The organism is Streptomyces sp. Ru62 (assembly GCF_002920615.1).
Taxonomy (GTDB): domain Bacteria; phylum Actinomycetota; class Actinomycetes; order Streptomycetales; family Streptomycetaceae; genus Streptomyces.
On sequence record NZ_PQSU01000059.1, the window covers coordinates 1 to 11,957 of the forward strand.

Here is an 11,957-nt window from a genome sequence, read left to right on the forward strand (position 1 = left end):
GGGAGAGCCCACCCACGCCCCACGCACCCACCGGGAGAGCCCACCCACATCCCACGCGTTCACCGGGAGTGCCCCACGCCTCACGCACCCACCGGGAGGGCCCACCCACACCACCCCACGCGCTCACCGGGAGTGCCCGCCCCCTCCGTGCCCGTCCGCCGGTGCGTTCGACGTCCGGCGGCGCATCGCCTTCTCCGGGGGGCGCTCCCGGAGGGCGCCGTAGGCGATGAAGTAGGCGGGGACGCGGCGCAGCCACGGGGCGTCGCCGAGCAGGCCCGCGAGGCGCTGGGCCCGCTCCGCGCTGCCCAGGGGCGGCCGGCCGTTCAGGACCGGCGCGATGACCCGGGCGTGGGCGGCCCGCTGGAGCGCCTGGGTGACGACCGTGGTGGGACGGCGGCGGCGCTGCACACCGCGTACGTCACGCAGCCCCACGGTGCCGCGGCCCAGAGGCCCGGCCAGGTGGCGGGCGGTGGCCACGGCGTCCTGCACGGCGAGGTTGATCCCGATGCCGAAGACCGGGGACATGGCGTGCGCGGCGTCGCCGATGCACAGCAGACCGGGGCGGTGCCAGCGGCGCAGCCGGTCCAGGTGGACGTCGAGGAGCTTGACGTCGTCCCAGGAGCGCAGGGTGTGCGTCCGGTCGGCGATCCAGGGGACGGCATCGGCGAAGGCGGCCAGGAAGCGGTCCAGGCCGGCGGCGCGGAGCTCGGCGTCGGTGCCCTTGGGGATGAGCGCGGCGCACTGCCAGTAGTCACCGCGGTCGATCATCGCGGTGAGGAAGCCCGCACCGGCGCCGCCGACGAGCCCGCTGGGGTCGCCTTCGCGTCGCGGCAGGCGGAACCACCAGGCGTCCATCGGGCAGGTGAAGTGGTGCAGGCCCAGTTCGGGGAGGGCGCGGGCCAGTGATCCGCGGCCGTCGCAGGCGACGGTGAGGAGGGCGCGCAGTTCGCCAGTGCGGCCCTCGGAGGTGCGGTAGCGCACCCCGGCGACCCGTCCGGACTCGACGATGAAGGAGGTGGCCTCCGTGTTCATCCTCAGCTCGAAGGACGGCTCGCGGCGGGCCTGGTCGGCGAGCAGGTCGAGCAGGTCCCACTGGGGCACCATCGCCACGTAGTTGTGGGGACCGGGCAGCGCGGAGAGGTCCGCGACGGTGACCGGTGCGCGGCCGGCGCCCAGCGGCAGCTGGACCGTGCGGACCCGGCGCTGCGGCAGCCGGGCGAACTCCCCGGCCAGACCGAGGTCGTCCAGCAGCGCCAGGGTGGACGGGTGGACCGTGTCGCCGCGGAAGTCGCGCAGGAAGTCGGCGTGCTTCTCCAGCACGGTCACCGCGATCCCGGCCCGGGCCAGCAGCAGGGCGAGCACCATGCCCGCGGGGCCGCCGCCCACGACACAGCATGTGGTCTTCTCCATGGCGGTTCTGCCCTTCCTCGTCGAGAGCAGTGCTTCGTCACCAGTAATTCATCACACGATGAATAGGATATCCCCCGCGGACCGGACCGTCACGTGTCGCCGGGGTGGACGGGGGAACTCGTTGCGCGCCCTGAGCAGGGCTTCAGGCACACCGGGACACTGGGAGGTCTCATGGCCACGGACGCCGCACGCTACGACGACCAGGGCGAGGTCCCCCTGGGAGGCTATGCCACCCTCGCCTCCGTGTTCCTGGCGGGCACCGGTACCTTCGCGCTGCTGGCCCGGCGCCGGGGCGTCCGTCTGCCGCAGCAGGTGCCGCCCTGGGATGTCGCGCTGCTGGGCGCCGCGGCGTACAAGACGTCGCGGGTCCTGGCCAAGGACAAGATCACCAGCTTTCTGCGGGCGCCGTTCACCCACCGCGCGGACCAGGGCGAGGCGAGCGAGGTCATGGACGAGCCCCGCGGCGACGGGCTCCGGCGGGCGGTCGGCGACCTGGTGTCCTGCCCGTTCTGCGTCGCCGCCTGGGCCACCGGGGCCCTGGTGTGCTCCTACGCGGCGGCACCCCGCTTCACCCGGCTGGTGTGCGGGGGCTTCGGCGCGCTGACCGTGGCGGACTGGCTGCAGTACGCGTGGACGTGGACCCAGCAGGCCACCGAGAGCTGAGGCCGGGCCGCGGCGGTGCCGGCGGTTCGTGGTCCGGCGGGTGCGGGGTACTCGTCCGGTGCCGCTACGCCGGGGGACGGGCGGGCGTACCGTCGGCACTTCGTGCGGAAGGGACCGGTCTCATGCGGCACGACGAGATGATCGGAAAGGTGCAGGCGCTGGCCCAGCTGCCCGACCGGGGGACGGCCGAGCGGGCCGCCCACGCGGTCGTGGCCACGCTGGCGGAACGGCTGCCGGCCGGGCTGGCCCGGCATGTGGCCGCCCAGCTCCCACCGGACATGGCGGCGGCCATGCGGGAGGCGGCCGACGCGTCCGCCGGGCCGGACTCCGGGACGGCGGCCGAGCGGTTCGGGCTGACGGCGTTCGCCGGCCGCATCGCCGTCCGGGCCGGCACCGACGAGGAGACGGCCCTGCGGGAGGCCGCCGCCGTGCTGGAGGTGCTGGACGCCGCCCTCGCCCCGGAGCTGACCGAGCGGATGGACGGGGCACTGCCGGCTGACATCCGCGAACTGCTGCCGGTGGAGCGCGCGGTCCAGGACACGGGGAGGTCGGACTGACGGCGGGGACACAGGCCGACAGGGCATTTGGGCAAGCCTGACCCGCCGGCAGCCGGGGGTGACGGGGGGGGCGGCTCACGACGGACCGTGGCTGACGGAGAGACGGCCCACGCGGGACCATGACTGACGGGGAGACGGCTCACAAGAGGCCGGGCTCACAGCCGTCAGGACGGCGCCGGACGGCGGGTGTCCCGGGCGGGGTGCGCCGCACCGCGGGGCCGTACGGCGTGACCGGAATACGCGGGGCTGGTTCAATTCGTGTGCAAGCGCCCACCGGGGGCAGGCGTAGCAGTGACGCCCCCCACCCGAAAAGGTGCTCCATGGCCTTCTTCGCCCTCTCCCGGCACCAGCCGCTGGTCCTGCTCTCGGCCACCGAGCTGGCGTCGGAGTACCACCGGTTGCAGGAAGAGAACGGGCAACTCCAACGCGCCGTCACCTCACACGCCGTGATCGACCAGGCGATCGGTGCCGTCGTCGTCCTCGGGCGGATAGCCCCGGAGGAGGCCTGGCGTGCCCTGCGGGACGTCTCCCAGCGTACGAACGTCAAGCTGCGCACGGTCGCCGAGCACATCCTGGCCTACGCCCAGGGCGGCACGCTTCCCGAACCGGAACGGATCGAGCTCGGGAGGGCGATCGTCCGCTACCGCCGGCGCGAGGAGCCCGCGGTGCTCGGAGACGACCTGCCCGCGCCGGCGCAAAGTGCCGGGAACGACGGGCCGCCCGGGGCCGCCCCGGCCACCGGTCCCCGGCCTGGTCCGGCCCGTACAGCGACGGACTGAGCACCGGGGGCCGCGGGAGCGCGAGCCTTCCCACCCCAGCCCCGGGTGCGTTCGGCGCGCCCCTTCCGTCTCGTGTGCTTACGGTGCTGTGGAGGTGACCGGCTGTCAGCCGGGGTGCCTCTCAGGGTGCGGAGGAGGTGGGAGCGGTGGTGGGCGATGCGCGCCGGCGGGTGGCCCGGCCGAGCGGCGGGCGCCGGGCCGGGCGCGCGGTGCGGGTCCGCCGGTCGGCGTACTCCGTGCGGCTGCCGTCCGTGACCCGCCCGGTGCCGCCGGTGCCGCCGGCCGAGCGGACGGTGCCGTGGCTGCGGATCGCAGCGGCCTACGCCTGGCGGCTGATCCTCGTCGGCATCGTCGTCTACGGCGTCTTCAGCGTCCTCGGCAGCTTCCAGCTCATCGCCGTCGCGCTGTTCCTCGCACTGGTGGTCACGTCCGTACTGCACCCGCTGACCGATCTGCTGAGCCGGTTTCTGCCCAGGCCGCTGAGCGTGGCGATCGCACTGGTGGGCAGTCTCGTGCTGCTGCTGGGCCTGCTCGCGCTGGTGGGCAGCGCGGTGGCGAGTGAGTCCGCCCGGCTGGCGGGTGAGTTCCGGGGCGGTGTCCACCGCATCGAGGAGTGGTTGCGGCGACCGCCGTTCCGGCTCAGTGCCGACGCCCTCGCCGGGCTCCAGCGTCAGGTGACGCACTACCTCTCCACGCACCGGGCGGCTCTGCTCAGCAGCGCGGTCAGCGAACTGGGCCGGGTGGTCGAGCTGGTCACCGGTGCCGCGCTCGCGCTGTTCGCCTCGGTCTTCTTCCTGCACTCGGGCGAGCACCTGTGGAGCTGGGCGCGGGACCAGTTGCTGCCGAGCGGTGCCCGCCCGGTGTGGGACCGGGCGGGGCGGGCGGCCTGGCGGACCTTCGCCGGATACACGCGCGGCATCATCATCGTGGCCGCCACCAACGCCGTCCTGGTGGGAGTGGTCCTGCTGGCGCTGCGGGTACCGCTCGCGCTGCCGCTGACCCTGCTGGAGTTCTTCGCGGCGTTCGTGCCGCTGGTGGGCTCACCGGTGGCGCTGGGGGTCGCCACGGTCGTCGCGCTCGCCGGGCGGGGTCCGCTGACGGCGGTCGGCGTGCTGGTGCTGATCGTGGTGATCGGCCAGTTGGAGGGGCATGTGCTGCATCCGCTGGTGATGAGCTGGGCGGTGCGGCTGCATCCGCTCGTCGTGGCCGTGTCGGTCATCGCGGGCAGCATCGTCGCCGGGGTGATCGGCGCTGTCGTCGCGGTCCCGCTGGTCTCGGTCGTCTGGGCGGTCCTGCGGGCACTGCGCGCGGTGCCCCCGTGACGGAACACGCGCCGGGTGCCGAGGAGGCCGGGGGCCGCGATCGTGAGGAGCCGTCGTCGTACGGATCAGCGCAGCGCGGCCGCGACCAAGCCGCGGGTCTCCGCACGGCGGACGCTGAGGGGACCGGCCCCGTCACCCCGGGGAGCCGTCCCCGTACGGATCAGCGCAGCGCGGCCGCGACCAAGCCGCGGGTCTCCGCACGGCGGACGCTGAGGGGACCGGCCCCGTCACCCCGGGGAGCCGTCCCCGTACGGATCAGCGCAGCGCGGCCGCGACCAGGCCGCTGATCTCCTCCTCCCGCACGCTCCCACCGTGCACCAGGCGGTCGAAGACCAGACCGTCCACGCAGGTCAGCAGGGTCACCGTGCGCTCCTCCGGGTCCGCGACGCCCTGCGCGGCGAGGAACGCGCGCACGATCCGCCGTCCCTGGTTCTCGCGCGGCACGAGGATCTCGCGCAGTTCGGGGTGGTGTGCGCTCTCGACGGCGCAGGCGAAGCGGGCGAGGGACCGCCGACGCCCCTCGCCGGTGAGCCGTACCGCGACCAGCGCGGCGATGCCCGCCGTCAGTTCGTCGGCGGTCCGCGGTACGGGCGTGGCGGCGCCCCTCTCCTCCAGCTCCGCCTGGTCCAGTGCCACCAGCCGCCGGACCAGTGCGGTGAGGAGGGCCTGCCGGGTGCGGTAGTACGCGGAGGTGGTGCCCGGCGGCAGCCGGGCAGCGCGGTCCACGGCGCGGTGCGTCAGCCCGCGCATGCCGCTGTCGGCGAGCACGGTGATCGCCGTGTCGGCGAGGAGGGTACGTCGGTCTGTGGCCACCCCCTCTTTCTACACCCGCCTTCTACAGCCGTAGAACGGCGCGCTAGGGTGCTTCTACAGATGTAGAAACCCACGGGAGGGGGCCGGCATGGGCGGTACGGCGGTGGTGGTCGGGGGCGGCATCGGCGGGCTGGCCGCGGCACTGGGCCTGCGCCGGATCGGCTGGGAGGTCCGGGTGGTGGAGCGGGCCGCCGTCCTGGCCGACGCGGGCGCCGGGATCTCGCTGCACGCCAACGGGCTGCGCGCGCTGGACGCGGTGGGCGTCGGCGCGGCGGTCCGGGCGGCGGCGCGCCCGCAGTACACCGGGGGTACGCGCACCCCGGCGGGCCGGTGGCTGTCGCGCATGGACGGCACCCTGCTGGAGCGCGAGCTGGGCTCCCCCATCGTCGGCATCCCGCGCGCGGCCCTGCACCGCCTGCTGCGCGCGGCGCTGCCCGAGGAGTGCCTGCTCGTCGGCGCGACCGTGGACACGCTCGACCTCTCGGCCCCCGGCCGGGTGGGCGTGCCGGTCGGGGACGGCGTCCTGGAGGCCGACCTGGTCGTGGCGGCGGACGGGGTGCACAGCCGGCTGCGCGGGCAGCTGTTCCCGGACCATCCCGGTCCGGTGTACGCCGGTTCGACGGTGCTGCGGGCCCTCACCGAAGGACCGCTGGAGGTGGCCACCGACTTCGAGCTGACCTGGGGAGCGGGGGCCGAGTTCGGGCACATCGCGTTCACCGACGGCCGCGGCGAGTGGCACGCGGTCCTCAACGCGCCGCCCGGGGTCCGCCACGCCGACCCGCTCGGCATGCTCCGCCACCGCTTCCGCGGCTGGCACGACCCGGTCCCCGCACTGCTGGCCGCCACCCGGCCCGAGGCCGTGCTGCACCACGACATCTACGAACTGGCCACGCCGTTGCCGTCGTTCGTGGCGGGACGGGTGGCGCTGCTGGGCGACGCGGCGCACGCCATGACGCCGCACCTCGGCCAGGGCGCCTGCCAGGCCCTGGAGGACGCCGTCACCCTGGCCGCAGCGCTGGCCGGGGAGGACTCGGTCGGCGCGGCACTGGTCCGGTACGACGCCGAGCGCCGCCCCCGCGCCCAGGCGGTCGCCCGCGCCGCCCGGCAGGCCGGCCGGCTGGGCCAGCAGCTGTCCCACCCCCTGGCCGTCGCCCTGCGCGACACGGGGCTGCGCCTGGCCCCGTCCCGGGCGACGATGCGGGCGATCCTGCGCCACGCCGACTGGACGCCGCCGAGCCTGGGCTGAGGGGGAGCCACCTCTCCCCGGTCGGACAGCCGGCGGTCCCGCACGCCCGCCTCGGCACCGGTTCGACCGATCAGATCCCGGTCCGCTCGGCCTTCGCGCGGGCGATGGCCGCGCCGGCGGGGTTGCGGGTGCTGATCCGGGCCAGCGGGGTGCCGTCCGGGGCGGCCAGGTACAGCCAGTGGACGGTGGGGCCGTGGCTGTTCTGGCCGTAGGACGTGGTCTCCGTCCGCTCGGTGACGGCCAGTTCGGGCCAGGTGAGGGCGTGGGTACGGGCCACGCCCACGGTCACGACGACGCCCCCGGCGAACACGTGGAGGCGGGTGTCCCGGTGGGTGAGCCGGCCCTCGATGAGGAAACCGGCCACGGGAAGGGCGACCACCAGGACGAGGAGGCCCACGGCGACGGCCTTCACCCCGGGGCCGTAGGGGCCGGTCACGATGCCGACGCCGAAGATCAGGCAGAGCAGCGCGGGCATCAGCGACACGCAGCCCAGGCCGGTGAGCCGGCTCCCGATGCGCTGCGTGTGCGTCCGCTCGCCCAACCCGTGTGAGGCGGCGGCCCGTTCCGCCCTGCGCAGCGCCTCCTCGTCCGCGTCGGCGCTCCGTGTCCCCCAGCCCATCGCCCGGCTCCCCCTCCCGCGGACATCTTCCGGCGAAACCCCTAACGCGCGGTGCCGGACGGCGTCTCCTCCGGCAGGCCGGCGTCCGCGCCGTCGCTCAGGCCGAGCCGCAGGTGCTCGATGTGATAGACGGCCTGATCGAGGAGTTCGGCGACATGGCCGTCGTACAGCGCGTAGATCACCGAGCGGCCCTGGCGGCGGCCGACCACCAGGCCGAGGTTGCGCAGCAGCCGCAACTGGTGCGAGCACGCGGACTGTTCCATGCCGACCTCGGCGGCGAGCTCGGTGGCCGCGCACGGACCCTCGCGCAGCCGGGACAGGATCAGGAGCCGGGACGGGGTGGCGAGGGCCTGGAGCGTGGTCGCCACGCGCGTGGCGCTGTCCGCGTCGAGGCGCGTACGCGGAACCGCCGTCCGCGCGGGAGTTGCTCCATGGCCCATGGCAGTCATCATACAGACGACACTTGAAAGGTTCTTCATATGTACCTGTATGGTGGGCCTCGCTGCCCCGTCGTCCACCCCGCGAAGGGTTCCCTCGTCATGCCCTCCGTCCTCACCGACCGCCGCGCCGTTCCCACCGGGGCCGCGCGCGCCGAGCCCGCCGCGCCCCTGCGCCGCACCCGGGTCCTCGCGCTGCCCGAGGCCCGCTGGGCGGCGGCGGCCACGGTGCTGTTCCTGCTCGCCCTGCCCCTCCAGCTCACCGGCGCGCCCGGCTGGGCCTGGGGCGTGCCGTACGCGCTCGCCTACGCGGCCGGCGGCTGGGAGCCCGCGTGGGCGGGGCTGCGGGCGCTGGCCGACCGGACCCTGGACGTCGACCTGCTGATGATCGTGGCGGCGCTCGGTGCGGCGGCCGTCGGCCAGGTGATGGACGGCGCCCTGCTGATCGTCATCTTCGCCACCTCCGGGGCACTGGAGGCGCTGGCCACCGCCCGGACCGCGGACTCGGTGCGCGGCCTGCTCGACCTCGCCCCCGCCACCGCGACCCGGCTGCGCGCGGACGGCACCGAGGAGTCGGTCACGCCGGCGGACCTCACCGTCGGCGACACCGTGCTGGTGCGGCCCGGGGAGCGGATCGGCGCGGACGGCCGGGTGCTGGACGGGACGAGCGAGGTCGACCAGGCCACCATCACCGGTGAACCGCTGCCCGTCTCCAAGGAGCCCGGCGACGAGGTGTTCGCCGGCACCCTCAACGGCACCGGCGCGCTGCGGGTGCGGGTGGGCCGGGACGCCGCCGATTCGGTGATCGCCCGGATCGTGCGCATGGTGGAGGAGGCGTCCGGGACCAAGGCGCCGACCCAGCTCTTCATCGAGAAGGTCGAACAGCGCTACTCGCTCGGCATGGTCGCCGCGACGCTCGCCGTGTTCGCGGTACCGCTCGCTCTCGGCGCCGCCCTGACCGGATCGCTGCTGCGGGCCATGACCTTCATGATCGTCGCCTCGCCGTGCGCGGTGGTGCTCGCGACCATGCCGCCGCTGCTCTCGGCGATCGCCAACGCCGGCCGGCACGGGGTGCTGGTCAAGTCGGCGGTGGTGATGGAACGCCTCGGGCAGGTGGACGCGGTGGCACTGGACAAGACGGGCACCCTGACGGAGGGCACGCCGCGGGTGACGGACGTCGTACCGCTGCCCGGCGCCGGTCTCGCCGAGCGGGAGCTGCTCACGCTCGCGGCGGCGGCCGAGCATCCGAGCGAGCACCCGCTGGCCCGGGCCGTGGTGGACGCCGCGCGCGCCCGTGGCCTCGCCGTTCCGACGGCCCGCGGCTTCCGGTCCGCACCGGGCGCCGGCGTCACCGCCACGGTCGGGGACCGCACGGTCGCCGTCGGGGCGCCGGCCCGTCTGCTGAACGGGACGAGTCAGAGGCCGGACGACGGCACACCGACCGGACCGTCGCCTGCGGACCGGCACGACTCCCCCACCACCGCCACCGCTTCCCCCGTCACCACCCGGCAGGCCCCCGACCGTGCCGCCGCTGCCCTCGTCGCGCGGCTCGAAGCCGGTGGCCGTACGGCCGTGCTGGTCGTGGTGGACGGTGTTCCGGCCGGGGTGCTCGGGGTCGCGGACCGGCTGCGGCCGGACGCCGCCGTCACCGTCACCGCGCTCACCGCGCTGACCGGGACCCGGCCGACGCTGCTGACCGGGGACAACGCACGTGCCGCCGCCCGGCTGGCCGGCGAGGTCGGCATCCATGACGTCCGGGCCGGGTTGCTGCCCGAGGACAAGGTGGCCGCCGTGCGGGAGCGGCAGGACGCCGGCCGCCGGGTGCTGGTCGTCGGGGACGGCGTCAACGACGCGCCCGCGCTGGCCGCCGCGCACACCGGTGTCGCGATGGGCCGCGCCGGTTCCGATCTGGCGCTGGAGACCGCCGACGCGGTGATCGTGCGCGACGAACTGGCCGCGGTGCCCACCGTCGTCGCCCTCTCCCGCCGCGCCCGCCGCCTGGTCGTCCAGAACCTCGTCATCGCGGCGGTGTTCATCTCCGGCCTGGTCGTCTGGGACCTCGTGGGCACGCTGCCGCTGCCGCTGGGCGTCCTCGGTCACGAGGGTTCCACGGTCCTCGTCGGCCTGAACGGTCTGCGCCTGCTGCGCGAGACCGCCTGGAGGGAAGCGGCGCGAACGGACACGGCTCCCGCCTGACCCGCCGACGCCGTCGACCTGAATCCGGGCGACGCCCACGCCGAGGGGCGCCGGACCACACGCGCCCCGTCCGACCCACCGCAACACCCCCGCACGCACCCCCATCCGGTCGAACGGCGTCCGCCACACCGTTTCCCCGCGGCTCGGTGGCATGAGGCCGGGCGAACGGTGGCACCCGGGGCGCCGTGCGTGGGATACGACTGACCTGGCAAGGAGTACGGCGTGATGTGGCGGGCGCGGCGGGTGCCGTGCGGCGGGCCTGGGCGGGACCGTGCCGGGAACGGGACCTGGCCGTCCAGGCGGTGAAGGCGGCGCTGGCCGCGTGGGTGGCGTGGGCGGTGGCGGGCTGGTGGCTGCGGGCGCCGGTCGCCTTCGTCGCGCCGTGGGTGGCGGTCGTCCTGGTGGAGTCGACCGTGTACCGGTCGATCGCGCACGGCCTGCAACAGCTCGCCGCCATCGCGGCCGGCACGGTCGCGGCGACCGCGGTCGGACTGCTGCTGCACAGCACGGAGGGCGCGATGGCCGTGGTGCTCCCCCTCGTGATGCTGCTGGGCCAGTGGCGTCGCCTGGGCAGTCAGGGCATCTACGCGGCCACGGGCGCCCTGTTCGTCCTGACCAACGGGTCGGTCACCGTCGCCACCTCCGCGGCCCGGCTCGCCGAGGCCCTGTTCGGGGCGGTGGTCGGCATCGCCGTCAACGCGCTGGTCCGGCCGCCGCTGTATCTGCGCGACACCCGTGGCGTGCTGCGGGACGCGACCGAGGAGGCCCACGACATCCTGCGGGACGTGGCCGACGGACTGGCCGAGAGCCGCTGGGACGCGGAGGAGGCCGACGCCTGGCACCAGCGCGCGCTGCGGCTGCACGGGATGGTCGAACGGGCCCGCTCGGCGGTCGAGTGGAGCCGGGAGAGCCTGCGCGTCAACCTGCGCGGGCGCCGCAAGCCGGCCGTGCCGCTGCCCGGGAAGGGGTACGACGACGCGCTGGTGGTGCTGGACTACGCGGCCGTGCACACCGCGGGGGTGACCCGCACGGTGCTGGAGGCCGCCGCCGAGGACCGCTCGGCGCCCCGGCCGCACCCGGGGCTCGCCAAGCGGTACGCGGAGTTCCTGTGCGAGACCGCCCGCGCGCTGCGGCTCTACAGCCACAGCCGGTTCGGCGACGAGTGCGAGGACGAGCTGCGCGAGGCGGTGGCGCGGCTGCGCGGCACACTCGGCGAGCTGCGCCGGGACCTGGTCCGCTCCACGACGGACGACCCGGACGAGGTCGCCACCTACGGCGCGCTGCTCGCCCAGGCCCACCGGCTGGCCGACCGGTTGGCCGCCTCGACCGGGTGAGCGCGGCCCCGGTCAGTCGCCACGCGGGCGGCCCTCCCCGGGGCCGTACTCGCGAGTCGTGCTCACGCGCCGGGCGCGGTGTCCCCCGGTTCGCGCACCCCGAACACGGCGGGGCCCACGGTGAGGAGGCCGTCGGTCAATGGCCGGCAGCGCACTCCCCCGCCGCCGCGCAGGGCGCGCTGGGCGCCGGGCCCGAGGGTGGTGTCCATCCAGGCGCAGGGCCGGGCGGCGCTGCGCACCTCCAGTTCGACCGGGCCGGAACCGGAGTCGAGGAAGACGGTCCTGCCGATGTAGGCGTCGATGTCGACCCCGCGCAGCAGGACGTTGCGCCGGGTCCGCAGCAGGCCGGCCGGGTAGGGCCCCGGCTGTGGCAGTCGCTCGGCGGCCATGAGGGTGATCGACGCGTTGCGGTGGGCGGGATGGTTGAAGTACCGGTCCCCGACGATGCCGAGGCCCGCACGGATCTCGGCCGTCGTCACGAGTTCGCCGGGCGGCAGCTCGGGCGGGCCGTCGCCCGGACGGCCCGCGAGGCGGTGCACCGGGGACACCAGCAACTGGAGTATCTCGACATGCGGCACGCG

Annotated in this window: 12 protein-coding genes; 7 read left to right on the forward strand and 5 right to left on the reverse strand. The window is 75.3% G+C overall.

Annotation, left to right across the window (positions count from 1 at the left end; translation table 11 throughout):
• Nucleotides 1–123 precede the first annotated feature (123 nt).
• Nucleotides 124–1,410, reverse strand: coding sequence for an FAD-dependent oxidoreductase (locus tag C3492_RS42075; protein WP_103817860.1), 1,287 nt, complete (start codon nt 1,408–1,410; stop codon nt 124–126).
• A 171-nt stretch (nt 1,411–1,581) separates the two neighbouring features.
• Between C3492_RS42075 and C3492_RS42080 the strand changes: the two genes are divergently transcribed.
• From C3492_RS42080 to C3492_RS42095, 4 genes are all read left to right on the forward strand, one after another.
• Nucleotides 1,582–2,073, forward strand: a complete 492-nt coding sequence (locus tag C3492_RS42080) for a DUF1360 domain-containing protein (RefSeq protein WP_103817861.1) — start codon at nt 1,582–1,584, stop codon at nt 2,071–2,073.
• 122 nt (nt 2,074–2,195) lie between these two features.
• Nucleotides 2,196–2,630, forward strand: a complete 435-nt coding sequence (locus C3492_RS42085; RefSeq protein ID WP_103817862.1) for a DUF2267 domain-containing protein — start codon at nt 2,196–2,198, stop codon at nt 2,628–2,630.
• A gap of 320 nt (nt 2,631–2,950) precedes the next feature.
• Complete coding sequence (locus C3492_RS42090; protein WP_103817863.1) at nt 2,951–3,409, forward strand: ANTAR domain-containing protein; 459 nt, start codon at nt 2,951–2,953, stop codon at nt 3,407–3,409.
• 146 nt (nt 3,410–3,555) lie between these two features.
• Nucleotides 3,556–4,731, forward strand: a complete 1,176-nt coding sequence (locus C3492_RS42095; protein ID WP_103817864.1) for an AI-2E family transporter — start codon at nt 3,556–3,558, stop codon at nt 4,729–4,731.
• Nucleotides 4,732–4,986: 255 nt separating this feature from the next.
• Here the strand turns inward: C3492_RS42095 and C3492_RS42100 are convergent, their stop codons facing one another.
• Nucleotides 4,987–5,544: a TetR/AcrR family transcriptional regulator gene (locus tag C3492_RS42100; protein WP_103817865.1), complete on the reverse strand. Its 558-nt coding sequence runs from the start codon at nt 5,542–5,544 to the stop codon at nt 4,987–4,989.
• 88 nt (nt 5,545–5,632) lie between these two features.
• Here C3492_RS42100 and C3492_RS42105 point away from each other — a divergent pair, with 88 nt between their 5' ends.
• On the forward strand, nt 5,633–6,790 hold the full coding sequence (locus C3492_RS42105) for an FAD-dependent monooxygenase (protein WP_103817866.1): 1,158 nt from the start codon (nt 5,633–5,635) through the stop codon (nt 6,788–6,790).
• A gap of 70 nt (nt 6,791–6,860) precedes the next feature.
• On the opposite strand, the gene C3492_RS42110 is transcribed toward C3492_RS42105, so the two are convergent.
• Entirely contained in the window at nt 6,861–7,409 is a 549-nt protein-coding gene (locus tag C3492_RS42110; protein ID WP_103817867.1) for a hypothetical protein, read from the reverse strand.
• A gap of 41 nt (nt 7,410–7,450) precedes the next feature.
• Complete coding sequence (locus tag C3492_RS42115) at nt 7,451–7,849, reverse strand: metalloregulator ArsR/SmtB family transcription factor (protein WP_063823243.1); 399 nt, start codon at nt 7,847–7,849, stop codon at nt 7,451–7,453.
• A 99-nt stretch (nt 7,850–7,948) separates the two neighbouring features.
• Between C3492_RS42115 and C3492_RS42120 the strand changes: the two genes are divergently transcribed.
• A complete protein-coding gene (locus C3492_RS42120) occupies nt 7,949–10,042 on the forward strand; it encodes a heavy metal translocating P-type ATPase (RefSeq protein ID WP_103817868.1) in 2,094 nt (697 codons plus the stop codon).
• Between the two features lie 227 nt (nt 10,043–10,269).
• Complete coding sequence (locus C3492_RS42125) at nt 10,270–11,376, forward strand: aromatic acid exporter family protein (protein ID WP_103817869.1); 1,107 nt, start codon at nt 10,270–10,272, stop codon at nt 11,374–11,376.
• Between the two features lie 62 nt (nt 11,377–11,438).
• Here C3492_RS42125 and C3492_RS42130 read toward each other — a convergent pair whose 3' ends face one another.
• Nucleotides 11,439–11,954, reverse strand: a complete 516-nt coding sequence (locus tag C3492_RS42130) for a molybdenum cofactor biosysynthesis protein (protein WP_103817870.1) — start codon at nt 11,952–11,954, stop codon at nt 11,439–11,441.
• Nucleotides 11,955–11,957 lie beyond the last annotated feature (3 nt).